Annotated in this window: 22 protein-coding genes and 1 tRNA gene; 10 read left to right on the top strand and 13 right to left on the bottom strand. The window is 59.0% G+C overall.

Going from position 1 to position 26,199, the window contains the following annotated elements; genetic code table 11:
* Positions 1–89: 89 nt before the first annotated feature.
* Entirely contained in the window at positions 90–956 is an 867-nt protein-coding gene (metF, locus tag QWY83_RS11440; protein ID WP_249945787.1) for a methylenetetrahydrofolate reductase [NAD(P)H], read from the top strand.
* A 9-nt stretch (positions 957–965) separates the two neighbouring features.
* On the opposite strand, the gene QWY83_RS11435 is transcribed toward metF, so the two are convergent.
* Together QWY83_RS11435 and QWY83_RS11430 are read right to left on the bottom strand one after the other, a co-directional pair.
* Entirely contained in the window at positions 966–2,033 is a 1,068-nt protein-coding gene (locus tag QWY83_RS11435; protein WP_249945788.1) for a T6SS phospholipase effector Tle1-like catalytic domain-containing protein, read from the bottom strand.
* A gap of 69 nt (positions 2,034–2,102) precedes the next feature.
* Positions 2,103–3,242 carry a type III PLP-dependent enzyme domain-containing protein gene (locus QWY83_RS11430; protein ID WP_249945789.1) on the bottom strand — a complete coding sequence of 380 codons (1,140 nt, stop codon included), beginning with the start codon at positions 3,240–3,242 and terminating at the stop codon, positions 2,103–2,105.
* A 112-nt stretch (positions 3,243–3,354) separates the two neighbouring features.
* On the opposite strand from QWY83_RS11430, the gene QWY83_RS11425 reads away from it, so the two are divergent.
* The 3 genes from QWY83_RS11425 (at position 3,355) to QWY83_RS11415 (ending at position 8,609) form a co-directional block, all read left to right on the top strand.
* The gene (locus tag QWY83_RS11425; protein ID WP_067550516.1) at positions 3,355–3,795 is read left to right on the top strand and encodes an Lrp/AsnC family transcriptional regulator; all 441 of its coding nucleotides are present in this window, start codon (positions 3,355–3,357) and stop codon (positions 3,793–3,795) included.
* 70 nt (positions 3,796–3,865) lie between these two features.
* Positions 3,866–6,775, top strand: coding sequence for a valine--tRNA ligase (locus QWY83_RS11420; protein ID WP_249945790.1), 2,910 nt, complete (start codon positions 3,866–3,868; stop codon positions 6,773–6,775).
* Between the two features lie 199 nt (positions 6,776–6,974).
* Positions 6,975–8,609, top strand: coding sequence for an acyl-CoA synthetase (locus QWY83_RS11415; RefSeq protein ID WP_105235638.1), 1,635 nt, complete (start codon positions 6,975–6,977; stop codon positions 8,607–8,609).
* Here QWY83_RS11415 and ygfZ read toward each other — a convergent pair.
* Positions 8,606–9,337, bottom strand: a complete 732-nt coding sequence (ygfZ, locus tag QWY83_RS11410; protein ID WP_249945791.1) for a CAF17-like 4Fe-4S cluster assembly/insertion protein YgfZ — start codon at positions 9,335–9,337, stop codon at positions 8,606–8,608. The genes QWY83_RS11415 and ygfZ overlap by 4 nt on opposite strands.
* A 36-nt stretch (positions 9,338–9,373) precedes the next feature.
* A complete protein-coding gene (locus QWY83_RS11405) occupies positions 9,374–11,122 on the bottom strand; it encodes an ABC transporter ATP-binding protein (RefSeq protein ID WP_249945792.1) in 1,749 nt (582 codons plus the stop codon).
* A 123-nt stretch (positions 11,123–11,245) separates the two neighbouring features.
* On the opposite strand from QWY83_RS11405, the gene QWY83_RS11400 reads away from it, so the two are divergent.
* A complete protein-coding gene (locus QWY83_RS11400; protein ID WP_249945793.1) occupies positions 11,246–12,427 on the top strand; it encodes a pyridoxal-phosphate-dependent aminotransferase family protein in 1,182 nt (393 codons plus the stop codon).
* Here QWY83_RS11400 and QWY83_RS11395 read toward each other — a convergent pair.
* Together QWY83_RS11395 and efp are read right to left on the bottom strand one after the other, a co-directional pair.
* Positions 12,424–13,530, bottom strand: coding sequence for a pyridoxal phosphate-dependent aminotransferase (locus QWY83_RS11395; protein WP_249945794.1), 1,107 nt, complete (start codon positions 13,528–13,530; stop codon positions 12,424–12,426). The genes QWY83_RS11400 and QWY83_RS11395 overlap by 4 nt on opposite strands.
* Before the next feature lie 102 nt (positions 13,531–13,632).
* Complete coding sequence (gene efp, locus QWY83_RS11390; RefSeq protein WP_067549786.1) at positions 13,633–14,196, bottom strand: elongation factor P; 564 nt, start codon at positions 14,194–14,196, stop codon at positions 13,633–13,635.
* 225 nt (positions 14,197–14,421) lie between these two features.
* Here efp and QWY83_RS11385 point away from each other — a divergent pair, with 225 nt between their 5' ends.
* Positions 14,422–14,742: a DUF6280 family protein gene (locus QWY83_RS11385; protein ID WP_067549788.1), complete on the top strand. Its 321-nt coding sequence runs from the start codon at positions 14,422–14,424 to the stop codon at positions 14,740–14,742.
* A 134-nt stretch (positions 14,743–14,876) separates the two neighbouring features.
* Positions 14,877–16,340, top strand: a complete 1,464-nt coding sequence (locus QWY83_RS11380; protein WP_249945795.1) for a cobyric acid synthase — start codon at positions 14,877–14,879, stop codon at positions 16,338–16,340.
* Here the strand turns inward: QWY83_RS11380 and QWY83_RS11375 are convergent.
* From QWY83_RS11375 to QWY83_RS11365, 3 genes are all read right to left on the bottom strand, one after another.
* Positions 16,325–16,984 carry a hypothetical protein gene (locus QWY83_RS11375; RefSeq protein ID WP_249945796.1) on the bottom strand — a complete coding sequence of 220 codons (660 nt, stop codon included), beginning with the start codon at positions 16,982–16,984 and terminating at the stop codon, positions 16,325–16,327. The genes QWY83_RS11380 and QWY83_RS11375 overlap by 16 nt on opposite strands.
* Before the next feature lie 83 nt (positions 16,985–17,067).
* A complete protein-coding gene (locus QWY83_RS11370) occupies positions 17,068–18,435 on the bottom strand; it encodes a TolC family outer membrane protein (protein WP_249945797.1) in 1,368 nt (455 codons plus the stop codon).
* Positions 18,436–18,493: 58 nt separating this feature from the next.
* Positions 18,494–19,147, bottom strand: a complete 654-nt coding sequence (locus tag QWY83_RS11365; RefSeq protein WP_249945798.1) for a protein-L-isoaspartate O-methyltransferase family protein — start codon at positions 19,145–19,147, stop codon at positions 18,494–18,496.
* A gap of 140 nt (positions 19,148–19,287) precedes the next feature.
* Here QWY83_RS11365 and QWY83_RS11360 point away from each other — a divergent pair.
* A tRNA-Cys gene (locus tag QWY83_RS11360) sits at positions 19,288–19,361 on the top strand.
* Between the two features lie 26 nt (positions 19,362–19,387).
* Here the strand turns inward: QWY83_RS11360 and QWY83_RS11355 are convergent.
* The 4 genes from QWY83_RS11355 to QWY83_RS11340 all read right to left on the bottom strand — a co-directional run bounded on the left by QWY83_RS11355 (position 19,388) and on the right by QWY83_RS11340 (position 24,362).
* The gene (locus tag QWY83_RS11355) at positions 19,388–21,508 is read right to left on the bottom strand and encodes a GumC family protein (protein WP_249945799.1); all 2,121 of its coding nucleotides are present in this window, start codon (positions 21,506–21,508) and stop codon (positions 19,388–19,390) included.
* Positions 21,509–21,573: 65 nt separating this feature from the next.
* Entirely contained in the window at positions 21,574–22,290 is a 717-nt protein-coding gene (locus QWY83_RS11350) for a metallophosphoesterase (RefSeq protein WP_249945800.1), read from the bottom strand.
* A 29-nt stretch (positions 22,291–22,319) separates the two neighbouring features.
* Entirely contained in the window at positions 22,320–23,711 is a 1,392-nt protein-coding gene (locus tag QWY83_RS11345) for an O-antigen ligase family protein (protein WP_249945801.1), read from the bottom strand.
* Between the two features lie 12 nt (positions 23,712–23,723).
* Complete coding sequence (locus QWY83_RS11340; protein WP_249945802.1) at positions 23,724–24,362, bottom strand: hypothetical protein; 639 nt, start codon at positions 24,360–24,362, stop codon at positions 23,724–23,726.
* A gap of 243 nt (positions 24,363–24,605) precedes the next feature.
* Here QWY83_RS11340 and QWY83_RS11335 point away from each other — a divergent pair, with 243 nt between their 5' ends.
* Together QWY83_RS11335 and QWY83_RS11330 are read left to right on the top strand one after the other, a co-directional pair.
* The gene (locus QWY83_RS11335; protein ID WP_249945803.1) at positions 24,606–24,896 is read left to right on the top strand and encodes a hypothetical protein; all 291 of its coding nucleotides are present in this window, start codon (positions 24,606–24,608) and stop codon (positions 24,894–24,896) included.
* A 68-nt stretch (positions 24,897–24,964) separates the two neighbouring features.
* Complete coding sequence (locus QWY83_RS11330) at positions 24,965–26,071, top strand: THUMP domain-containing class I SAM-dependent RNA methyltransferase (RefSeq protein ID WP_249945804.1); 1,107 nt, start codon at positions 24,965–24,967, stop codon at positions 26,069–26,071.
* Positions 26,072–26,199: the final 128 nt, after the last annotated feature.

Raw genomic sequence — 26,199 nt, 5'->3', positions numbered from 1 at the left:
TGAACGAACCTCATGATCGTCGTGAAAGTTATGAATTTGTCTCACATCATTTATTTTGCGACAAGGGGGCATCAACAAATAGGTGAATCATGTCGCGCCCCAATGTCTCTTTCGAATTCTTCCCACCCAAATCGCTGGACCAATCGTTCCGCCTGTGGAACTGCGCGACGACCCTTGCTCCGATGGACCCGACCTTTGTGTCTGTGACCTACGGTGCAGGCGGCACAACACGCCAGCTCACTCACGAAGCCGTTGGTGCCATTCACAAAAACATCGGCCTGACTGTGGCAGCGCACCTCACCTGTGTTGAAGCAACCCGCGCCGAAACGCTCGAAATCGCGAATGCTTACGCTGAGGTCGGCGTGACCGAAATCGTCGCCCTGCGCGGTGATGCCCCCAAAGGCGCAGAGAAATTCCGCCCGACCGCAGATGGCTTCCAGTCGTCCATCGAACTGATCGAAGCACTGGCAGACACGGGCAAATTCAAAATCCGCGTTGGTGCCTACCCTGAAAAACACCCAGAATCAGGCGATGCGGCCGCGGACATCGAATGGCTGAAGCGCAAGATTGATGCGGGTGCCACCAGCGCGATCACTCAGTTCTTCTTTGAGGCAGAGACGTTCTTCCGCTTCCGCGACGCCTGCGAAAAAGCGGGCATCGACGCGCCGATCATTCCGGGCATCCTGCCGATTGAAAACTGGAACGGCGCGCGCAAGTTCGCCCAAATGTGCGGCACCTCGATCCCGCAGATCGTTGCGGACGCCTTTGATAACGCGGCCAAAACTGGTTCGACCGACCTCTTGGCGACCGCTCTGGCAACTGAACTATGCGACGACCTGATCCGTGGCGGCGTGAACGACCTGCACTTCTACACGCTGAACAAACCGGACCTGACCCGCGACGTTTGCCATGCTTTGGGTGTGACCCCTCAGGTCAAACTCGAAAACGTGGCCTGATCCCATCCATCAGGCCTCGGGCCCGCTCTGTATCAGAGCGGGCTTTTTCGTGTCCAACCCACGGTCCGCGACGGTGTCATGCAACCGTTCGGACGGATCACGCCCAACCTTGCGGCGGTGACGCGACCAAAACAGTTTACCCCATTGCGCCCATGTGCCGACCGATGGCGCGGTCACATCGCAGGGGAACCGATCCCGCCACCCGTCGGGCAAGGGCAGCCCCTGCCCTTCGAGCCGATCCAGCAGCCAAACGAGCGGGATATTCGAAAGGGGCCGCACATCCATGCGCCCACCCAATTGTCCACCAACATCGCCATGGGTGCCCTTGAACCAAACCTGTTCAATCTGCCCGTTCCAACGGTTTTGCGGCGCCCATATCTCTGGCAAGAATGCATCGCGGGTTTCATCCAAGGCCAATGCATGAAACGCCGACCGAACACAGGGCTCCAACCCGTCCGAATGGAAACTGTGCCGCTTTTCCTCAAACTTCCACAGGATCGGCAGCCGAAGCCCCAGTGATTTCACCGTATCCCACACGCCGATCGCCGCCACATCGGCAGAGCGATCACAGTAGAGTTCCTTGAACCTGCGGGCAAAAGGGCTGCGTGCGCCGTGGGTGTAATAGCGGTAGGCCAGTTTGACATGCCGTTCGGTCGCGTCGTGGTGTTTGACGATCCCCACCCGCTGGATCACCCCCGCGAGCGACCGCACGGCGAAAGCCCCGCGTGAATAGCCGATCAGGATAATCCGATCCCCAGGGTGCCAGCGCGAACATAAGACCCCGTAGGCCCGTTCGATCTGCCGATTGATCCCGCGCCCTGCGATGACACCAAAGGTTTCCGTCCAATCGCGCCACTGAATCCCCGCCTCGTAATAGACGGTCAAATTGGCCTTATGCCCCGCCTCGCGGAGCAGTTTGAACGTCAGACCCGCGTTGGTTTCAAAACCCTCGGCCAAGCTCGACATCGTCCCGTCGAGGATCACAACATGGGTCGCCTGTCCACGCTTGCGCCCACCGCCCTCTTCGCTGCGAGGACGACGGTTAAGGAGACCTAAAACCCAATCACGAATGGCCACTTTGTTCCCTTTGGTGAACAGGTTATGCCGTTACGCCTCAGCCTAACGCACAACCCAACAGTGTCCAGCCTAGTGATAGGGCGCGCACAAATCCTTTACTGTAATGGGATCAGAAAGGCCGTAGCCGTTGAACCGCGTGGTGACGCCCGTGACATAGGCGCCCATCGACCAAAACACGATCCAATCGCCCTCAGTCAGTCCCTCGGGCAAAGCCAGAGGATCGCGTAATTGGTCAAGGCTATCGCAGGTCGGCCCAAAGGCCCGCAAGCCCTGCCGCGCAGTATCACGCCAATCACCCTCAGCGCGCATGACGGCCAAGGCAGGCGCGGGCATCGACACCATTTCGGACAGGCCGCCGTAAATCCCATCGGTGAGGTAAACGCTCTGCCCACGAATGGATTTCACCTGAACGGCATAGGCGAAACTATCCGCCACGAGGCCCCGCCCCGGTTCGCAGATCAACGTCGGACGCACAGCAAAAGCCGACATCGCTTCGCGGATCGCGGCAAAGAACGGCTCTAGCGGTTTCGGCGATCCATCGCGCGACGCAGGAAAACCGCCGCCGACGTTCAAACGGTCCAACGTCACGCCCGCCCGCTCTGCAATTTGTGCCGCCGCGTGGATGTAGGTCACATAGGCCGCTGGGTCCGTGCATTGCGTGCCGACGTGGAAGGTCAGTGCCAATGGCCGACCCGAGGTCGCGACATGGCGCAACAAATCGACCGCGTGATCGACCTCTGCGCCGAATTTCGCGCCGAAATCATAGGCTGCGCCTGCGACAGGCAGTTTGAACCGCACAGCGACCTCTGCGGCGGGCGACACACCCGCAGCGACCAGCTTTTCATACTCTGACAGCGTATCGACCGACCACGACACAACGCCCGCCGCGATGCCTGCAGCAATTTCGGCCTTGCTCCGCACGGGGTTGTTGTAATGCATCGGCGCATCAGGGCAGATCCGACGGATCAGCGCGATTTCATCAGGCGAGGCCACATCGAATCCGTCCAAGCCCCCAGCACACAGACGCCGCAGCACGTCTTCGGTAGGGTTCGCCTTAACCGCATAGGTCACAAGTCCCGGAAACCCGCGCCGAAATTCGGCCAGCCGAGCATCCAGACGGTCGGGCGCAAAGAAATGCACGGGCGTGGTGTCGGACCGTGTCTTAAGCACATCCGCAATGGTTTGGGCCTCTACGGGCTGTTGATACATCTGCCTCTCCTGTTCGCTTTCCTCCAGTGTTCGCGAAAATTCAGACGATGTGTCGTGGCAGATTGAACAAAATGACTCTCCTTTTCGGCAAAATGACGGTATCATCGACGATATGACAGAACTGGACAGCACTGACCGCGCCGTGATCGCGGAACTCACCCGAAACGCCCGCCTGCCCGTCGCTAAGATCGCGCAGACGCTCGGACTGGCACGCACGACCGTTCAGGCCCGCATTGATCGGCTGGAACGGACGGGCGTGATTGCGGGCTACAGCTTACGGCTCTCGGATCAGGTGCAACGCAGCACCATTCGGGCGACCGTACTGATCCATATCCGCCCTTCTGCACAGGCGGCGGTGTTGGTGCAGTTGAAACGGATGTCCTCGGTTGAGGTGGTGCATACGACCTCTGGTCGGTTCGACCTCTGCGCCCAATTGCGCACGGGATCGACGCTCGAACTAGATCAAACGCTCGACAAAATCGGAGAGATTGACGGCGTTCAGGCAATGGAGAGCCTTATCCACCTCTCAACCCGCATCAACCGCGCAGTTTAACGCCCTTCGCCCTTTCCCTTTCGGCCCCTTTTGGCTAATCCACAGGGCAAGACCAGAAGGGATCATAAAGATGGCGATGGAAAAGACCTTTGACGCGGCCGAAGCCGAGGCCCGCATTTACAAAAAGTGGGAAGACGCAGGCGCATTTGCGGCTGGCGCGAACAAATCGCGCGACGAAACCTTTACCATCATGATCCCGCCGCCGAACGTGACGGGCGCACTGCACGTGGGCCACGCGTTCAACAACACGCTGCAGGATATTCTGATCCGTTGGCACCGTATGCGCGGCTTTGACACGCTCTGGCAGCCGGGGCAGGACCACGCAGGGATCGCGACCCAGCTTCAGGTCGAAAAGATGCTCGCCGCGACGGGCCAACCGGGTCGTCGTGATCTGGGCCGTGAGGCATTCCTCGACAAGGTTTGGGAATGGAAAGGCCAATACGGCAACACGATCATCAGCCAACTGAAACGTCTGGGTTCGTCCTGCGATTGGTCGCGCAACGCGTTCACCATGTCGGGTGCTCCGAACGCCCCTGCTGGCGAAGAAGGCAACTTCCACGACGCCGTGATCAAAGTCTTTGTCGAAATGTACAACAAGGGTTTCATCTACCGCGGCAAGCGTCTGGTGAACTGGGACCCGCATTTTGAAACTGCTATTTCCGACCTCGAAGTTGAGAACATCGAAACCGACGGCCATATGTGGCACTTCAAATACCCGCTGGCGGGTGGCGAGACCTACACCTACGTCGAAAAAGACGAGGATGGGAATGTCACATTTAGCGAGGAGCGCGATTACATCTCTATCGCGACGACCCGCCCTGAAACCATGCTGGGCGATGGCGCGGTTGCGGTGCACCCTGATGACGAACGCTATGCGCCGATCGTCGGCAAGCTCTGCGAAATCCCTGTTGGTCCGAAAGAACAGCGCCGCCTGATCCCGATCATCACCGACGAATACCCCGATATGGCCTTTGGCTCGGGTGCGGTGAAAATCACGGGCGCACACGACTTTAACGACCACGAAGTCGCAAAGCGTGGCAACATCCCGCAATATCGTCTGATGGACACCCGTGGCGCGATGCGTGCCGATGGTGCGCCTTACGCCGAGGAAGCCGCGAAAGCCGCCGAATACGCAGCGGGCAAAGCATTCACCGTTCAGGAAATCGACGCGATCAACCTCGTGCCCGAAGAATACCGTGGCCTCGACCGTTTTGAGGCGCGTGAAAAGGTCGTTGCTGCGATCACTGCAGAGGGCCTCGCCGTGATGACCGTTGCGACGGACCCGCGTCTAGGCAAGGCCGCGCTGAAGGCAGATGCCGAGGGCGCAGATGCGCTGGTTCCACTGGTCGAAGCAAAGCCGATCATGCAGCCGTTCGGCGACCGTTCGAAAGTTGTCATCGAACCGATGCTGACCGACCAATGGTTCGTTGAAACCTCGAAAATCGTTGGCCCTGCGCTGGATGCCGTCCGCAATGGCGACATCAAGATCATGCCAGAGTCGGGTGAAAAGACCTATTACCACTGGCTCGAAAACATCGAACCGTGGTGTATCTCGCGCCAACTGTGGTGGGGTCACCAGATCCCTGTGTGGTATGACGCAGAAGGCAACGCCTATTGCGCCCCGACAGAAGCAGAGGCCGTTGCGCAATCGGGTGGCAAATCGCTCACCCGTGACCCCGACGTGCTCGACACGTGGTTCTCGTCGGGTCTGTGGCCGATCGGCACGCTGGGCTGGCCGAACTGGGACGAGAGCACCTCGAAATACTTCTCGACCGATGTGTTGGTGACGGGTCAGGACATCCTGTTCTTCTGGGTTGCCCGCATGATCATGATGCAGCTCGCTGTTGTTGACGAAATCCCGTTCCACACCGTCTACCTGCACCAGCTCGTCCGCGACGAGAAGGGCAAGAAGATGTCGAAAACCACGGGCAACGTGATCGACCCGCTGGTGATCATTGATGAATACGGCGCAGACGCGCTGCGGTTCACCAATGCGTCGATGGCAGCGATTGGCGGCGTTCTGAAACTGTCCGAGGACCGCATCAAAGGCTACCGCAACTTTGGCACCAAACTGTGGAACGCGTCGCGTTTCGCTGAGATGAACGGTGCGGTGCATGGCGCGACTGAAATCCCGACCGCAACGGCGACCGTGAACAAGTGGATCATCGGTGAAACCGCTCGTGTCCGCGAAGAGGTCGACGCCGCGATTGAGGCCTACCGCTTTAACGATGCAGCCAATGCGCTCTACGGCTTTGTCTGGGGCAAGGTCTGCGACTGGTATGTCGAATTCTCGAAGCCGCTGATCATGGACGGCGACGACGCAGTCAAAGCCGAAACGCAAAAGGTCATGGGCTGGGTCATCGACCAATGTCTGATCCTCCTGCACCCCTTCATGCCCTTCATCACCGAAGAGCTCTGGGGCACGCTGGCCGACAACCGTTCGAAAATGCTCGTCCACGCCGACTGGCCGACCTACACCGCCGCCGATCTGGTGGACGATGCGGCAGACGCCGAACTGAACTGGGCAATCTCGTTGATCGAAGGCATCCGTTCGGCACGCGCACAGATGAACGTGCCTGTGGGTCTGTATGTCCCCGTGGTCATGCAAGAGGCCGACGCGGGCGCTAAGGCTGCTCTGGCGAACAACCAAACGCTCATCACCCGTCTGGCCCGCATCGGCGACATCACCGAATCCGCAGAAGCCCCCAAAGGGTCGATCACAATCACCACCAAGGGCGCGACCTTTGCGCTGCCACTGGCAGACATCATCGACGTGGCCGCTGAAAAAGCCCGCGTGGAAAAGGTCTTGGGCAAGCTGCAAAAGGAACTCGGGGGTCTACGTGGCCGCCTGAACAACCCGAAATTTGCAGAAAGCGCCCCAGAAGAAGTGATCGAAGAAACCCGCACCAACCTCGCCCTGCGCGAAGAAGAAGAGGCCCAGTTGAAAGCCGCTCTGGCACGTTTGGCCGAAATCGGCTGATCGGGTTGATCAATGGTAAAGAAGGGGCGGTCCATCGGGCCGCCCTTTTTCTATGCGGTTCTCGTTTTGACACCGCGACAAACAGTCTGCCCGCGCATAACCCCGTGGACGCGGTGCGAAAATTCACCCTAAACTCTGCCAAACGCCGCCAGTTCGCGGCCCCGATCAAGGAGAGGTCGGGCACGTAGGGGAGAGAGTTATGACCGCCATTCCGTCCATTTATGACGCGGGCCTAGACCGCAATGCCGCCAACCACGCAGCGCTGACCCCGCTGTCGTTCATTGCCCGCACCGTATCTGTGTATCCCGATTATCTGGCCGTAGTACACGGGGACCGTCGTCTGACATGGCGCGAAACCTATGCCCGCATGTGCCGCATCGGATCGGCATTGAACAAACGCGGCATTGGCAAGGGCGACACCGTGTCGATCATCGCGGCCAACACCCCAGAGATGTTCGAATCCCACTTTGCCGTGCCAATGTCGGGCGCGGTTCTGAACACCATCAACACGCGGCTCGAGGCAGAGACCATCGGCTTTATCCTGTCGCACGCGGAATCCAAGGTCGTCATGGTCGACCCAGAGTTCGCCGAAGTCGTCGACCGCGCGATCAAGATCAGTGGCCGCGATATGCTGGTCATCGACCTTGAGGACGCGATGTATGACGGTCCCGTCCACAAGATCGGCAGCATGACCTACGACGACCTTCTGGCCGAAGGCGACGAGGATTTTGACTGGCAGATGCCAGCCGACGAATGGGATGCGATTTCGCTGAACTACACTTCGGGCACAACGGGCAACCCCAAGGGCGTTGTCTATCACCACCGTGGTGCCGCGCTGAACGCGATGGGCAATATCCTGACATGGGGGATGCCGAACCATTCACGCTACCTCTGGACGCTGCCGATGTTCCACTGCAACGGCTGGTGTTTCCCGTGGACCATCGCCGCGATGGCGGGCGTCTGCGTCTGTCTGCGGGCTGTGCGTGTCGAACCGATCTTCCAATTGATCCGCGACGAAAAGGTCACCCACTTCTGCGGCGCACCTATCGTTCTGAATATGTTGGCGAGCGCACCGGACGAGCTGAAAGACTTTACCCACGAGGTCAAAGTCATGACCGCAGCCGCCCCGCCCCCCGCCTCTGTCATCGCCAAGATGGAAGCAATGGGCGTGCAGGTCACCCATGCCTACGGCCTGACCGAATGCTACGGCCCGTCTGTGTCTTGCGCATGGAAAGAGGAATGGAACGAGGAAACGCCGAACGATCAGGCAAAACTGAAATCGCGTCAGGGCGTGCGGTATCACGTGCTCGACGGTTTGATGGTGGCCGATGCCGAAACGATGGAGCCGACACCGAAAGACGGCAAAACCATCGGTGAGATCTTCATGCGCGGCAATATCGTGATGAAAGGCTACCTCAAGAACCCAACCGCGACCGCCGAGGCGTTTCGTGGTGGCTGGTTCGCGACGGGCGATTTGGCCGTGATGCACCCCGATGGGTATCTAGAGATCAAAGACCGCTCTAAGGACATCATCATTTCGGGTGGCGAGAATATCTCTTCGATCGAGATCGAGGATGTTCTCTACCGTCACCCCGCCGTGTCCGAGGCCGCAGTGGTTGCAAAACCTGACGAAAAATGGGGCGAAACGCCCTGTGCCTTTGTTGACCTGCGGGCCGGTGCGACGGTCACCGCCGAAGAGCTGATCGCCTTCTGCCGCGAAAACATGGCGCACTTTAAGGCGCCCAAAACGCTGATCTTTGGGCCGTTGCCAAAGACCTCAACAGGTAAGGTGCAGAAATACGTGCTACGTAACCGCGCCGCCCAAGAGGGTTAAGCGCGCGTAACCTTGGCCTCGCCGGCGGTCATTTCGCCGTCGGCGCGGTCGAACCGAAGGTAGGCGATGCCTTTGCCGCCCGACACGGTGTGCAACACGCCCGCCTCTTTGTCGCCCGCCATGATCGGCGTGCCCGCCTCTGCCGCACCATCGACCAGCACTCGGACAAGACCCTTTTTCAACTCGGTCTTGTGCTTCATCCGTGCGGTGACCTCTTGGCCGACATAGCAGCCTTTCTTGAAATCGACGCCGTTCAGCCGATCAAAGCCCTGCTCGAGGATGTAGCTATCGGGGCCAAGCTCCACACCTGTTTCAGGGATCAGATGTTCAATCCGCAGCGCGGCCCAATCGGTGCCATCATCGCCCCCCTCAGCCCCATAGAGCCGCCAGCCCAGTGCCGCGTCTCGCGGGTCGGTCAGGGCACCCTCTGGCGCATCGCCCGTGCCGCGTTTGACTTGCAGGTCGGTCGCTGCAATCTGCACATCGGCCCGCAGACGATACATCGTCAGGCGTTGCATCAGCCCCGCCGCGAGAGGCGTCGCCACGTCGATCAGGATGCGATCCGCCTGCCCGACCATAAAGAAATCCGCCAGATATTTACCCTGCGGCGTCAACAACGCCGCATAGGCGATCCCCTCGGTCGGGGTGCGGAGGTCATTTGTCGTCAGCCCATGCAGGAATTTAACACGGTCGCTGCCAGTCACGGCCAGAATGGTTCTGTCGGTCATCGGTTTTCCCTAAGTCGTTAGGGGTGGATATAGGGCTCAGTCTTCGGTTTTGAACTGCAGACGATAGAGATCGGCGTAAATTCCGCCACGCGCCAACAATTCGTCATGCGTGCCTTGGTCCATCACGCGGCCACGGTCCATCACGACGATGCTGTCAGCATTGCGGACGGTAGACAGACGGTGCGCGATGACCAGCGTGGTGCGGCCTTCGGACAGGGTCTCTAGTGCGCTTTGAACGATCTGTTCGCTCTTGGTATCGAGCGCCGAGGTCGCCTCGTCCAACAAAAGGATCGGCGTGTTGCGGACAAGCGCCCGCGCAATCGCGACCCGTTGACGTTGGCCGCCTGACAGGTTCGACCCACGCGGCCCCGCAGGGCTGTTTAGACCGTCCGACAAACGCGGCAAGAAGTCCGACACATGGGCGGCGGTCAGCGCGCGCTCAATGCTCGCCTCGTCCAGATCACGACCCAAAAGGATGTTGTCCCGCAGGGTTTCATCAAACAGCGCAGCGTCCTGACTGACGACAGAGAAGAGCCCCCGCAGATCAGCTAACCCCATAGCGCGGTTATCGACACCACCAATCGTCACGAGACCCGAGGCTGGATCAACCAGTCGGGTCAGCACGTTAAAGACCGTCGATTTACCCGCACCCGACGACCCGACCAGAGCCGTGGTTTTACCCGCCGCAGCGGTAAAGGTTGCACCCTGAAGGACGGGCAGATCACCATAGGCGAGGTGCACATCGTTCAAACGAATTTCTGGGGCACCCATTGGCGCCGCAGCAACGGTCGCAGGCGAGGAAATCGCTGGAGTGATGTTCAGAATTTCGCGGACACGGTTGGCGCTGACGGCGGCGGATTGCGCCGCCCCCGACAGTTGCCCCAAACGGCGCAGCGGATCAAAAACCAGCGCCATCGCGGTGAAGAACGCCATGAATTCGCCCACGGTTTTGTCGCCCGCGATGATCTGCGAGCCGCCATACATCAGCACCACAAAGAACCCGACGCCCGTCATCAAATCGATGATGCCGGGGATCATCGCCATGCCGAATGTCGCCTTCACCTCGGCTCGCACGCGGCCCTTGGTCAGTTTGGTGTAGCGGCCCTGCTGGTAGTCTTCGAGGGTGTTGAGCTTGATCGGGTTGATGCCGTGGAACACCTCGTCGAGCTGTGTCGACATCTTAGTCGCCAGTTCCCGCGCGGCTTGGGTTTTGCGGCGAATATAGCCCTGCACAGCGAGCGAAGGCAGAACCAGAACAGGCAGACCGATCAGCGCCGCCAGCGTCCATTTCCAATCGAGCGACAGCGCCACCCCAAAGAGCCAGATCACCGACACACCATCCCGCACCACGTTGGTGATGATGTTCGTCCAGACGGTGCCAATATTGGCAACATCGCCCTGAACTCGTTCGATCAAACTCCCCGGAGGGTTCGACTGGTGAAACGACATATCGAGCCGCATCAGATGCGCCAGCAGGTCGCCACGCATCCAGCCCGAAATCTTTTCGATCACCGATTTCATCACGACCTTCTGCGCGACAGAGGTCACAGCCCGCACGGTAAAGATCACGAAAATAGCGATCCCGACCGACCACAGCGCAGAGGATTCACCTGCCACCAGCACATTGTCGAACATCGGTTTCATAACCAGAGACAACACGCCGACCATAGAGCCTTCGATCACCATCAAAAGCGCAGCCCCAAGCAGGCTCCCCGATTGACGGCGGAGGTAGTTTGCCCAGAACCAGCGCAGAAGGCTGCCAACGGGTAGTTTCGTGTCTGACACTGTTATCCCTTTCGGTCTCTTGTCTTCGGGATACCGATAAACCGTTCGTATGGAAAGACTTCGCCGATTGACGCGGCGGGAAGCCGCGTTAGTGTCACGGTGATTTTTGAATAGGTGATCAGAATGTCTCTTTCCAACGGCCGCCCCTACCTTGCCATCCCTGGACCTTCGGTTCTGCCGGATCGTGTGGTGCAAGCGATGATGCGGCCCTCGCCCAATATTTATCAGGGCGAACTGGTCGATATGACGGCCACCATCATCCCTGACCTGAAATCCGTTGCCCGCACCACAGGTCATGTGGCGATCTACATCGCCAACGGTCACGGTGTATGGGAGGCAGCACTGTCGAACGTCCTGTCACGAGGCGATAAAATCCTCGTTCTGGTCACGGGGCGGTTTGGGCATGGCTGGGCCGAAATGGCGCGTGGTCTGCACCTCGACCTAGAGGTGATGGATTTCGGGCAGCAGGCCTCTATCGACCTGAACCAAGTCGAAACCCGCCTGAAGGCCGACACTGACCACAGCATTAAGGCCGTTCTGGCGGTGCATGTGGACACCTCAACCTCGATCAAGAACGACATTGCGGGCGTGCGTCAGGCGATGGATGCGGCGGGGCACCCTGCTGTTTTGATGGCGGATTGCATCGCGTCGATGGGCTGCGATCGGTTCGAGATGGACGCTTGGGGCGCGGATGTCACCATCGCCGCTAGCCAAAAGGGTCTGATGACACCTGCGGGTTTGGGCTTTGTATGGTTCAACGACCGCGCGGCTGCGGCTCGTGAAAGCGCTGATCTGGCGACGCGGTATTGGGACTGGAAACCGCGCGTTTCGCCAGAGATGTTCTACCAGCACTTTGCAGGCACCCCGCCGACGCATCACCTCTTTGGGCTGCGTGCGGCCTTGGACCTGATCAACGAAGAAGGCATCGAACAAGTTTGGGCGCGTCACGAAACGCTCGCCCGCGCGGTTTGGGCTGCGGTCGAGGCATGGGGTCAGGGCGGTGAAATGCGGCTCAACATGGCGGACCCTGCGGGGCGCGGCCATTCGGTGACGTCGATCTACCTCGGTGGCAATGACGCCGACCGTCTGCGCCACTGGTGCGAAGAACATGCGGGCGTGACGCTGGGCATTGGACTTGGGCGTGAACCAACTTCGGCGTGGTTCCGTATCGGCCACATGGGTCACGTAAACGCACATATGGTGCTGGGCACCTTGTCGGTGATTGATGCGGGCCTCAAGGCACTGCAAATCCCGCATGGGGACGGCGCGCTTTCAGCAGCAACTTCGGTGGTCGCGGGGGTTTAACCCCGCGCCTCGGCCAAGGCATCTGGCAGGGCCGAGGCCAAAAGGTCGAGGTCATGCTCCGTGCCGCAGCTGATCCGAATGCAGCGATCTTGCGGCGCGACGAACGGCATCCGCACAAACAGCCCACGGCGCAAAAGGCCGTTCAGAACATTGCGGGCAAAGGCCCCGTCCTGTCCGCAATCCACGCAGACGAAATTGGTGGCCGAGGGCACAGAGGTCAGCCCGTTGTCCGCCGCAATCGCAGCGATCCGATCACGGGCCTCTGCCACTTGCCCGACCACATGGCCCAACCATTCGCGATCCTGAAACGCAGCCAAAGCGCCCGCTTGCGCCACATTTCCCATCCCGAAATGGTTCCGCACACGGTCAAAGCCCGCGATCAGCTCTTTGCCGCCAACCGCATAGCCGACCCGCAGCCCCGCCAAAGCGAACGCCTTTGAAAAGGTACGCATCCGAATAAAACGTGGATCAACGGGCAGGTCCAAGGCCGTGCCTTCGGGCGCAAAGTCGATATAGGCCTCGTCCACGATCAGCAGCGCCCCTTCGGGCAGGCGATCCACCATGCGGGCAATGACCTCACCACGGTGATGGGTGCCCATCGGGTTATCAGGGTTCGCGATATAGATCAGCTTTGCGCCGACCTCTGCAGCCTTCGCGATCAGGGCATCGGGGTCCTCGTGGTCGCCCTTGAACGGGACCTTGTGCAGCACACCACCGTAGCCCGCGACGTGATAATTGAACGTTGGATACGCCCCGTCCGAGGTCACAACCGCGTCCCCTTCGGCTACCATCAACCGCACCAACATGCCCAAAAGCCCGTCGATACCTTCGCCAATCGCGATGTGCTCTACGGTCGTGCCGTGATGCGCGGCAATCGCAGCCTTTAGGTCGTAGCTTTCGGAATCACCGTATTTCCATGCCTCAGATGCGGCGGCTTGCACGGCGGCGATGGCCTTGGGCGACGGGCCAAAGACGTTTTCGTTCGCACCAATCCGCGCGGCAAAGGGACGGCCACTGGCACGCTCCATCACTTCAGCCCCGACAAAGGGCACAGTGGCAGGAAGCGATGCGATGAGCGGGGTAAATCGGGGGGCGTTTGTCATGGTGACAACATGGTTAACCGCCCTGCCCCACACCATGCAAGCAAAGACAAAGGGCGCGAGATTTTTCCCGCGCCCTTCGTTCAAATCACCAAAACGAACCGATTAGGCGCGTTCGGAATATTCCATCGAGTCGGTGTTCACGATGATCATCTCGTCGGTCGCGATGAACGGCGGAACCATGATGCGCACGCCGTTGTCGAGGATCGCTGGCTTGTAAGAGTTCGCAGCGGTCTGGCCTTTAACAACCGGCTCCGTCTCAACGATCTTGCAGGTGACTTTCTGCGGGATCGAAACGCCGAGAGCTTCTTCGCCGTAGTATTCGACGGTTGCGGTCATGCCGTCCTGCAGGAACGGACGACGTTCGCCCAAGAGTTCCGAGTCGATCTCGACCTGTTCAAAGGTTTCAGTGTCCATGAACACCAGACGACCGTCGGTTTCATAAAGGAACTGCTGGTCCTTCTGGTCGAGGCGCACGCGCTCTACCTTGTCTTCGGACCGGAAACGTTCGTTCAGCTTGCGGCCATCACGAATGTTTTTCATTTCGACCTGCGCAAATGCGCCGCCTTTACCGGGTTTCACGTGACCCACTTTAACAGCAGCCCACAGACCGCCTTCGTGTTCAAGGATGTTACCTGGTTTAATTTCGTTACCGTTGATTTTGGGCATCGGACATTTATCTCGATTATGTGACTGGTGGTTGCCGGAAAGCGGCGAGCCCCTATATCGGAACAACAAACCGGCGTTTAGGCGCTAGATATGCCAAAACTGTGGATTTACCTATGCAGATAGTGCATAGCTGCCATTCCAAATCAAGACCCCCGAATCGGATCAAAATAGGCATATTGCGCTGCACGCCGTAACCACAAGAGCAAAAACAACAAAGGACGCGAAATGGCTGATTTCGTAGATGGCACCGCTTTCAACAACGAACAGGGCAACCGTGCACGCAAACTCTTTGCTGCTGTTGTTCTCGCTGCGTTGGATGACGCGATTGCTGATGACAAAAAGTACGGCAATGGTCCGGAACAGATCGCACGTTGGGCGCGGTCGCGTGATGGCCGTGAAGTTTTGTCCTGCGCTGGCATCGACCCGAACGAACGTGTTGTGAAGGGTCTGATGGAATTCGTTGGTAAAGGTATCCGTACCTCTGTTGCGCTGTCGCGCGAAGAGAGCGAACGCCGCAACGCTGCTGCACAAGACGAAGCCGCCTAAGGTTTTATGTATCGGGCCTCTCGCCCACCCAAACGCAAACGCGGTCCTCTGCTCGGGCCGCGTTTTCGTTTTTGAGGGTCCGCGTGCCGCATCGGGGCTTTCGCGAACTCCTGCCCCACCGTAGAACAGGCGCCATGGCAAAGGCGATTATGATTCAGGGTGCTGGCTCCAACGTGGGGAAATCCATGGTGGTGGCTGGCCTATGTCGCGCCTTTCGCAAACGTGGCCTCTCGGTCGCGCCGTTCAAACCGCAGAACATGTCGAACAACGCCGCTGTCACCTCTGACGGCGGAGAGATTGGTCGCGCACAGGCGCTTCAGGCGCTGGCCTGTGGGTTGGCGCCGCATACGGACATGAACCCTGTCTTGCTCAAACCCGAAACGGATGTAGGCGCACAGGTGATCGTGCAGGGCAAACGGCTGACCACGCTCAAGGCGCGCGATTACGGCAAGATGAAGTCGACGCTCATGGTGTCTGTCCTCGACAGCTTTCATCGTTTGGCGCAAGCGCATGACCTGATCATCATCGAAGGCGCAGGATCGCCCGCCGAAGTGAACCTGCGGGACGGCGACATCGCAAATATGGGCTTTGCCGAGGCCGCTGGCGTCCCCGTCATCCTCTTTGGCGACATTGACCGTGGCGGCGTGATTGCGCAGCTGGTCGGCACTCATGTCATCCTGCCCGAAGACGACCGCAATCGGATCAAAGGCTTTGGCATCAACAAATTTCGTGGTGACACCAGCCTCTTTGCCGAGGGAATGACCGCGATTGTGGCCCATACGGGCTGGGCCCCTCTGGGTATCCTGCCGTGGTTCGATCAGGCATGGCGTCTGCCCGCCGAGGACGTGATGGACCTCAAGGGTCGCCCCGGTGGCGCGTTCAAAATCGCCGTGCCGCGCCTCAATCGGATCGCGAATTTCGACGACCTCGACCCGCTGTCCGCTGAACCCAATGTGACTGTTGAGATCGTTGAGGCTGGCCGCCCCCTGCCCGCCGATGCCGACCTCATTCTGATCCCTGGCAGCAAATCGACCATCGCCGACCTCGCGCATTTCCGCGCCCAAGGCTGGGATATCGACCTGCAAGCCCATATCCGCCGTGGCGGTCGTGTGCTGGGGATTTGTGGCGGGTATCAGATGCTTGGCCGTGAAATCCGCGATGATGACGGGATTGAAGGCGTACCCTCGCGCGTTGCGGGCCTCGGCCATTTGGATGTGGTCACAGAGATGAAGCCGCACAAGCGCCTCACCCTCTCAAACGCCCGCCATATCGAAAGCGGCGAGCCTGTCACTGGCTATGAAATCCACATCGGCGAAACGGACGGACCAGATCGCGATCGCGCATGGCTAACGCTGGATGGACGCGGCGAAGGGGCGCAGAGCAAGAATGGCCTTGTCCAAGGCTGCTATATCCACGGGCTATTTGCCGCTGATGGGTTCCGCGCCGAATACCTGCGCAGCTTTGGCATCCGTTCCGAGGCGCACTATGACCAAAGCGTTGAGGACGCGTTGGACGCATTGGCCCAGCACATGGAAACGCATTTAGATGTGGATATGGTGGCCGAACTGGCCGCGCCCGTGACTTATTCGAATTCCTGAGACGACAGGACGCGATAAATCTCACGACGGACCAGTTTGCGCACGTTGCGCGTGATCCGTTCGCCCAATGCCCCCTGAAGTTCAGAGCGCACGATCTCTGTCACCATCTGGCGCAGTTTGTCCTCATCAATGAGGGCACCACCGTCGAGATATTCGTCGATCTGCCCATCGAGGTCCGATAGATCGGGATCATCGCTGGCAACGACTTGATCATCGTCTTGCGCGGTGGGTTCGTCCTGCAAATCAGCGGTCAGAACATCAGCATCGTCGACGGTCGCGCTGCGCAGCGACGGAAACGGTTCGGGCGTGTCGATCAGATCTTCGACGTTATCGCCTTCGGGTTCCCAATCTTGATGTTCTGACTTGGTAACGGCTTGTTCCAACTCAGCAATCATCTGTTCCAGCTCTGTCATCGCAGAGCCCTCTTGCGGGGCCTCTTTGACCGGCGCGGGCGAAGGTTCAACCACGCGCAACGCAGGCGTCAGAACGAATTTTTCGGGCTGAGGATCGAAATGGTCAGGCTCTGCCACGTCTTCGGGAACGGAGTGCGGCGCGGGCTGCGCCGACCACTCGTTATCCGACACCAGACGGCGGATAGAAGATAGGACATCTTCGATCTCTACATTTGCGCGTTGGTCAGACATAACGATTTTCCTGCTCACTCAATGGTGAGTGTAACGAAAGCTACGCTCTCAGACAACCGACACGACGCGCTTGGCTGGGTAAATTATTCCAGCGCCTGCAAAACGCGGTCGAGCGCACGGCCTTGGGCCGAGGAACGGATGGGCGCGTTTGCAACCATGTTGTAGTGGCCTTCAACATCATACTGGGTCACAGGCAGGTTCAAATGCTCTGCCGTCAAAAGACCCGTTGCGTAGAGAATGTTGTAGCTGGCCAGAACGACATTGGCGTTTGCCTGAACCAAGTTCGCCCGTGCATCGAGCAAGGATTGTTCGGCGTTCAACACGTCAATCGTTGTGCGCGACCCAGCGGCGGCCTCTTCGCGGACACCATCAAAGGCAAGCTGCGCTGCCGCAACGCCCTGACGATAGGCATCCGACGCAGCCACAGCCGCACGGTAGTTCGAGAACGCATTTGTCACGCCCTGCTCAACGCTCAGCGTCGTCAGATGCAGACCAGCACGCGCTTGATCGCGCTGCGCGCTGGCCTTGCGGACCGCGCTAGAGATCGCACCACCTGCGTAGATCGGACCAGAGACCGACACGCCATAAGAGGTGCTGTCGTTAAAGCTGCCACCATCGACGCGGCGTTCAGTAAAGGACGCGCTCAGATCAACGGAAGGCATGTTCGACGCTTGCGCGATGCGAACACCCAGTTCAGCCGCCGCAATCGCGTGCTGGACCGAAAGGATCGACGGGTGCGCACGCAGTGCGTATTCGGTTGCCGCATCTTGCGTCATGCCAACATCCGCACGCGGCGCGCTTTGCAGCGAAACAGGTGCGGTGCCGACGGCGACACGGTATTGTTCTTGGGCTTGGATCAAATCACCCTGCGCAACGGCCAAAAGGCTGCGAGCAGAGGCAAGCTGCGCCTCGGCCAGTGACACGTCGGTGCGGGTCACTTCACCTACGCTGAAACGGTCCTGCGCGGCACGAAGTTCTTCGGACAGCACGCGGACGTTCGATTGACGCAGGTTTACGAATTCTTGCGCGGTGCGCACACCCAGATAGGCGGAAATCGCAGAGAGCAGAACGTTTTGCTCTGCCGCAACGAGGTCTTCACGCGCACCCAGAACGAGTTCTTTGCTCGCATCGAGTGCTAGCTTGTTCGCGCCGCCTTGATACAGGGTCAGTTGCGAAATCAGGCTGTAGGTTTCGGTCCAAACATCGGTCGACGACGACGCGGTCGCGCCATGCGTCGCGTTCGCGCTATAAGACAACGTGGGCCGCAACGACGCCATCGCAGAGGCGACATCTTCGTCAGCAGCACGCAGAACCGCGCGGTTTTGATCCAAGAGACCACTGGAATTATACGCCGAAACCAGCGCGCCACCCAGCGTTTCAGCAAAGGCAGCGGGAGAGGTAACAATCAGCGCGACGACGGCGGCCGCAGAGGCAAAAGTTTTTCGAAACATAGCAATTCCTTTATGCTTTTGGGCCTCTTCACGCAACCGCCGAAATCGCGGCAAATTGTCAAAGGGCGAATTCTGCTTTCTTAGCGAACCCAGTCAAAACAGGCGCGCCAGCGTTAAACGCCATACGCCAGTTAATCCGTTGGTCCATTTTGTAACCAATACGGACAACGCCCAGATCGCCTTCTGCAAAGATAGATACGATGCGACCACCGTCTTTCAACTGCGCGAGCAGAGAATCAGGCAGCACTTCGACTGCGCCTTGCAGGATGATGACATCGTAAGGGCCAGACTTTGCAGCGCCCTCAGAAAGAGCGCCAGAGATGATCGCCGCGTTATCAATGCCCTGCTCAGAGAGAATCGATTGAGCCTCTTCCGCGCGGGATTCGTCGTCTTCGACGCCGATCACGAACTCGGCCATGTGCGCGAGAACAGCGGTGGAGTAGCCCAGACCCGGCGCGATATCGAGGATCACTTCGGTCGGTTTGATGTCCAAAACATCGAGCATCTTTGCCAATGTACGCGGCTCCAGCAGCACACGACCGCCACCAATATCGAGGTTTTCGCCAATATAGGCGGCCTCACGCATGGTGGAGGGCACGAATGCCTCACGTGGAACCGATAGCATCGCGTCGATGATCGGGAATTTTGTTACGTCCGATGGACGCACTTGGGTGTCGACCATCATGGTCCGGCGGGTGGTATAATCTGCCACGGTCTAAACTCTTTCGTTCAGTTCCAATTGGGGTCTTGCCATATCTACCCCGAACGATCAACGGCGGAAAGGTAAAGATTCCACGAAAGCACATGCTTGCACCCCCGAATGAAGTTGTATAGATCACCCACACCACTGGCGGCGAGTTGGCGGAGTGGTGACGCAGCGGATTGCAAATCCGTGTACAGGAGTTCGATTCTCCTACTCGCCTCCACTGGGTATCCCCCTGAAATTTGTGACCTATTTGCCCGCGTAGCCGTAATAGCCGTCGTAGCGGTATGTTTTGTCACGGCCCTCGTAGCAGTTGAGAACCGTCACCACTTCGGCATCGCTGCGCAATGAGTCGGTCAATTGGTCGAAACTGGTTCGCAGTTCGGATTGTTTGGTGATGCCGTGGCGCACGCAAAGGACGGCACAATCGGCCAGCGGTGCAATATAGCGGGCATCGACCACGGGGACCAATGGCGCTGTGTCGATGATAATCACGTCCAAGGCCCCGCGTGCATTGGAGATCAGGTCGCGGAAGGTGGTGGATTGCAACGGTGCATCGGTCGGGACCATCGACCTCCGACGGCCCATCATCACGCCCAGAGACGACTTCGGATCGGCATCATAGAACGCCTCATCACCATCAACCTCGTCCAATAGATAGTCGAGGATCCCATGTTTTGGTTCGCAGCCAATAAAGCTGTGCTGGCTCGGGTTTCGCAGATCGGCGTCGATCAACAGCGTCTTTTTGCCCGCCGCCGCATAGGTCCGCGCAAGGGCCAACGCGGTGGTCGACTTGCCCTCGGCGGGAACGGACGAACATACCATGATCACCTTCCCCTTCCCCGGATCATCAGGGCAAGCGCGATCGACAGCCGCTCGCAGCCGACGGAATGATTCCGCGATCAACGACATCGGCTCATTCACGATTTTATCCGCGACCGTTTTTTGATCGGCAGGCAGCGCCTCACGCGGAATCACTGCGCCGACGCGGGCGGGCAGCAGATTACCCAACTGAATGGCCGAGGTGACGCCGCCGACAAAATATTCATAGGCAAAAGCCAGTGTGATCCCGCCACCGATCCCCGCAAACAGCGCGAGGGCGAGGATCAGTTTCTTGTTCGGGTAGGACGGTTGGCGCGGCGGCAGGGCTTCGGACACGACACGACTATCCGCGATCTGAACCAATGCCTGCGTTTCAATTTCGCGCAGCCGCAAAAGCATCGTGTCGTATTGGCGCTGCGCGATCTGCGCCTCTTGTTGCAGACTATAGACTTCGGTCAGCGTTTGCGGGCTGAGCGGGCCGGAGAGCAATTCGGTCTGAAGTTGCGCCCGCAGATCGGATTCGGCTGTCTCATACCCCGTCACACTCGCGTCGAGTTGCGACACAGCACGCGCACCCCCTGTCACGATCCGCGCCTCTAGATCGGCAAGCCCTGCAGCGAGGTCGATGGCCTCTGCCGTCCCCTCAGCCTTGCCCGCGATTTGACGGGCCAGAACGCTGCGTTGTTCGGTCAACGCAATAAGGGTCGCATCACCGATTTCATTGGCGAGTGTGTCAAAATCTGACGCCTCCAACGCGGCACGTGCAAGTGTTTGCGATTGCAGCAGTTCGACCCGAGTGGCCGCAGCGACAGTCATCTGATCGCGCAGATTTTCGACGGCCACCGATCCAGACTCGGCCATCAACCGATCAAGGTTGTGGTTAACATAGTCCGAAAACGCCCCATCGGTCGCAGCCAGTTGCGCCTGCGCCAGATCGAGCTGCGCCCGCAAAATGTCGCGCCCCGCCAATGCGTCCTGCACTTTCGCATCGAGCTGCCTGCGGATGTAAGTCTGAGCGTGGGCGTTCGCGACCTCAGCCGCGCGGGTCGGATTTTCCGAGGTGAATGACACAGCGACAAGGTAGGTCAGCCCCCGACGCCGCACCGACATCGCATCGTTAAACCGCCCCAAGGTCGCCTGCACCACCTGCAGCCCCATCGGCGGCTCTGGCAGTTCAAGCCCAATCGCCTGTTTCGCGCGGTCCGTCAGGCTTAGCGATACGCCGAACTCTTCGGTCAGGTAAAGTTCGGTGTCGCGGATGGTATCGAGCGCGAGGCTGCTGGACCGCAATTTCTCAACCTCGCTTTCCAGCCGCGCATCCGCCATCGTCGCCGCCGCCCGCTGTGTGTCCTGTGGATCGAGCAGACTGCGCCCCGCGGGGTCGACCTCAACCAAGGCCGTCGCGGTGTAGAGCGGCACAGCACTGGCCAGAAAGAGAAACGCGAGGGTCAAAAAGACAAAGATCGTGACCCCGATCAGCCGCGCCTGACGCTGCAGGATCGACAGTAGGTCCTTGATATCAATCGTCTCTCGCGGGGGCGTCGTCATTCTGAAAACTCGGCAGTTGGGGCGTCAGAACAGGTTTTGGCCCAAATTGTTTTAAATTTGGTTTATTAGGGTTTGGTTGAGAGGAAGGCAGGGCCGCGTTCCCCCGCCAAAAGCCGAACAGCCGTCAAAATGCCCGTTTTATACGCGCCCATATCAATCGAAATGCGGTTTGGGCGGATGGGGGGTTCGTCCTCAATCACATGACCGTGGATCAAAATGCGCTTCGACTTTGCCCGATCAGCCAGAGCGGGATTGCCCCACATGAGAGTCTGCGCATCCTGCCGCGCGTCAGGTTTATCGAGGTCATAAGACGCGTGGGCAAAGACATAGTCGCCAACGGTCAGCGACAGCGGCAAGCCCATGAGAAAGTCACGATGACCGGGTGGGATTGAGGTGGTCAGCTGATGCTTCAACGTCTTAGTCGGGGTCCTCGCCTCCCCCAGATGCAGCCCATAAGAGGCCAAGGTCTCAGCACCGCCACAGTCTAACCACGCCCGATGGCCCGCCGGATCGTCCAGAAATCGGCACATCATATCGTCATGGTTGCCACAGAGGGTAACGCGCTGGACCCCCACGGGATCAGGCGCAAGAAGGTGGTCGATGAGCCCCGACACCCCTGCCGAGCGGTCCACAATATCACCGAGCAAGATCAGCAGCTTTAGCCCATCAATCGCCGCGGCGTCCTCTATGATCTGCTGCTCCAACCGCTGATAGAGGTCAAACCGCCCATGAATATCGCCCACCGCATAGATCGCGACAGGCATCGTCGGCAGATGCAGCATCCGCCGTCGTGATTTGCGCCAACCCCCAATCATCCGCCCCCCGCCCTGCGGAACCGCGCCACGCCCAGCGCGATCAGAGCGACAAAGAGGTAAACGTTCCCCGCGACCTCGAGGCTAAAGTCCCCTAACGCATGAACCGCGACCGTCACTGTGGCACCGATTGCGGCCGCTGAGGTCGCGTATCCGTCCGATCTGCGCTTTATGTTTCGCCACGCTTTAACGACCGCAATAGCAACAGCGAGCATCGGAAAGCTCCCCGCTAACAGGCCCAATTCAACCCAAAGGGCCAGATAGGTATTGTGCGTCCGATCCCAGACTAAAGACGGGTCCAGCGCAGCTTCATGATAGAGCTCGAACGCATCAGGAAAGCCGTCCAACCCAAACCCCAACAAGGGGCGGTGGGCGATCATCCCCATCACTTCGCGATATAGCTCAAACCGATCAATACTACCCGCAACGGTGAACATCGACCGATCCAGCACCCCTTGACCCATAAACAAAAAGATCGCCGATACGGCGACACCACCAAAGACCACGGTTCGCCTGATCTGGCCCCGTGTCAGCCGCTTAGCCTTGGACATCATGAGGCCAAAAGTGACTGCGGCACCCAAGACGGTCGCCATGGTCCCCAACCGCGATTGCGTGGCAATGACCGTGGCTAAAATCACGATCGTCGCCGTCGCCAATGCCACAACATTTAGTTTATGCCGCGACCACGCCGTGGGGCCAGCGGGCATGCGGATCGACGGCGAGAAGGCGCGCCTGAAGGTCAGCGCAACGCCCAACGACACCCCCATTCCGAGGAACGTTGCAAAAGAATTTCGGTTAATGAATGTCCCCGTGGCCGACCCTACATAGTCCAGTTTGTCGCCCCAAAAGTGGATATCGCCAAAGAACGACAACGCCAAAAGCCCCCAAATGGCATGCGCAAAGAGCCCCCAGAATAACAATGTCGCCATCTGGGTCACACGCGCGGCGCTATCGACAACGCTGATCAAGAGCCAGAACATCAGCAGATAGCCCGTGATCCGCACGAGCGCGAGAACCGTCGCCGTGCGGTTGATCGTCAGAAAATCGGGCCAGAGGTCGGGCGGCAAAGTCCCTGTCGGATCAAACCGCAGCGGCAACACTTGCAGAACAGCAAAGCCCATTGCGGCCACGGCGGGTAAAATAATCACCATCTGCCCCTCGACAGGATCAGCGCGGCCACGGTCGTACATGACCTGAACCGCCCCATAGACCAGCCCGAGGACAGCCAAACTCAGCGTCATCAAGAGCCACACAAGCGGTCGATCCCCGCCCGCGGCGACCGCAGACAAGAGGACGAGGACGATCAACAGCGGGCCGTAGACCTTTGCCACCCACGCTCCGCGAGTTGAGCTGTGGGACTGCGCCGCGCCAACATCTTCAAAGGTGAACACGATCAGCCCCCATCATCCCTGCGCCGCTTCTTCGGCCAACCGATCCCTAAGCGATTGTAGAAAATCAGCATTTCCCGATTGTTCTTGCAGAACAGAGACCAACCAATCGCGCTGATCTGTGTAGTACAGAAAGTAATCGACCAAATAGTCGCGGTACCCCGCAGAGCCGAGGATCAGGATCGCGTCCGCCTCATCGCCTTGGTTAAACGGTCTCTCTGCTGACAGCTGGTAGGCCAAGCCCAGACGTCGCAGCGCCAATCCACCCTCATTCAGACCGGTGATCAGTGACAATGCTTTGGCATAAACTGCCTCGTCGGTTTCGCCTAACGCGTATAGCGCCGCCGCCCGAGCCTGATGCGCCGCAGACATCGTCGGCACGCTATCCAAAACCGCCTCAGCCCGCGCCAAACATGCCTGCGCGACTCGGGCTCTATCCTGCGGCTCGGCCTCAAGCGCGGCGGCCGAATTCAACCCGTCACATGACCACATCTGCCCGACCTGCACGAACCGCGATAGCGCGGGCGGAAGGGCGCCATCCCGCGTGGCCTCCTCTAGATCCGCAAAATCGCGGAAATAGGAAAAGAGGCCAGCGTGTTCTGACCGGATCATCGGCAAGGTCACCACGATCATTCCGACAGAAATAGCGATCAACAAAACTCTTAGCACTGAACATCTTTCCAACAGCGAGGGCGAGCTAAAACAACCATAGAAGGAATCACAGACAGAAAAATATCAAGCAAAGACCGCATATTTGGTTAACGCGGGCGCTGATTTCCAACCGCCATCAAAGGATCAAATTTTAGCTTATTTTTAAGAACTTTCTGTCACTCAGTGGTTTGAGAAAATCCACGATTTATGCGACAACAGGTTCAGCTTAGTGTTCAGGAGTGTGAAATGCGTTCAGTTATGATCGGTGCAATTATCGCCTTATTTTTCGCCCCTGGCGCGCAGGCAAAGAGCTTTTCCAGCCAGTCGAACCGCGGGTATCTCGTGAGTGCCATGTTGCAGCAATCGAATCGCCAAAAGGTTGTGACGCCTGTTCGCGAAATTATGCGATCTTTTGGTCGGGATTGGGACGATGATCGGCGCCGGTCGAACAATCGCGGGAACCATTACGGACGTGACGATGACCACGGTCCGCGTTTCCCTGTCCCACGTCGTCCGCGCAATTGCAGCCCCCATTAACCATCGGCAACGGTCGCGCGATACGCTTGCCCCTCGCGCGGCGGTGGTTTTCCCGATAAAGACGCCGCATGAGCGATTTAGACATCTTCCTTTCCGTTGCCCCTGGCCTTGAAACAGTCCTAGCTGAAGAAGCCATCGCGGCGGGCTTTGCCGATCCCGTCACCAGCATGGGCGGGGTGAGTTTTCGCGGAACATGGGCGGATGTCTGGCGTGCAAACCTGCAACTGCGCGGGGCCGCACGAGTTCTGGTGCGGATCGGGTCGTTTCGGGTGATGCACCTTGCCCAGCTCGACAAACGGGCGCGGAAATTCCCTTGGGGCGATGTGCTGCGCAAGGACGTCCCGCTCAAGGTCGAAGTCACCTGCCGCAAGTCCAAGATTTACCACGACAAAGCCGCCCGCCAACGGATCGAATCCGCCCTGACCGAGGACTTTGGCGCGACGCTAGCCGAGGACGCCCCGATCACCGTTAAGGTTAGGATCGAGGACGACCTTTGCACGATCAGCATCGATACCTCGGGCGAAAGCCTACACAAACGCGGCCACAAGTCCTTTGTCGGTAAGGCACCGATGCGTGAAAACCTCGCGGCGCTGTTCCTGCGGCAGATGGGCTATAACGGGTCCGAGCCAGTCGTAGACCCGATGTGCGGCTCTGGCACCTTTGTGATTGAGGCCGCGCAAATCGCGGCGGGTCTGATCCCTGGGCGTGATCGCAGCTTTGCTTTTGAACTGCTGTCGAATTTTGACGCTGCGGCGTGGGATGCCATGCGCGCGACGACGCCGACGGAACGGCCAGCACTGACATTCTACGGGTCTGACCGCGATGCTGGCGCCGTCAAAGGCGCCAAGGAAAACGCCGAGCGAGCGGGCGTGGCCGATATGGTCACCTTTGCCAACCACGCAGTCAGCGACCTGCCTTGCCCCGACGGGCCAAAGGGCATCGTGATCGTGAACCCGCCCTACGGCGCCCGCATCGGCAATAAGAAACTGCTCTACGCGGTTTATGGCGCCTTGGGTAAAACGCTGCTGGAACGGTTCAGCGGTTGGCGTGTCGGGATCATCACCTCGGAACCCGCGCTTGCCCATACAACGGGGCTGAAATTCCTGCCGGAAAACAAACCCGTGTCGCATGGCGGGTTGCGTATTCAGTTGTGGCAAACCGCACCCCTGCCCTAAGCGCGACAATACGCCCGCCAAAAATCGTTCGGTATACAATGGCACACATTGACTTGAGTGCCTTTGTTTATTAAGCGGAACGCAATCGCACGGGCGTTCTGCGCCTTTGTATTTTTGCCCTACGCGCC

It is taken from the genome of Marivivens donghaensis, assembly GCF_030410045.1.
Lineage (GTDB): Bacteria > Pseudomonadota > Alphaproteobacteria > Rhodobacterales > Rhodobacteraceae > Marivivens > Marivivens donghaensis.
Note: the sequence above shows the minus strand (reverse complement) of the source record. Positions and strands in the feature narration are given on the sequence as shown.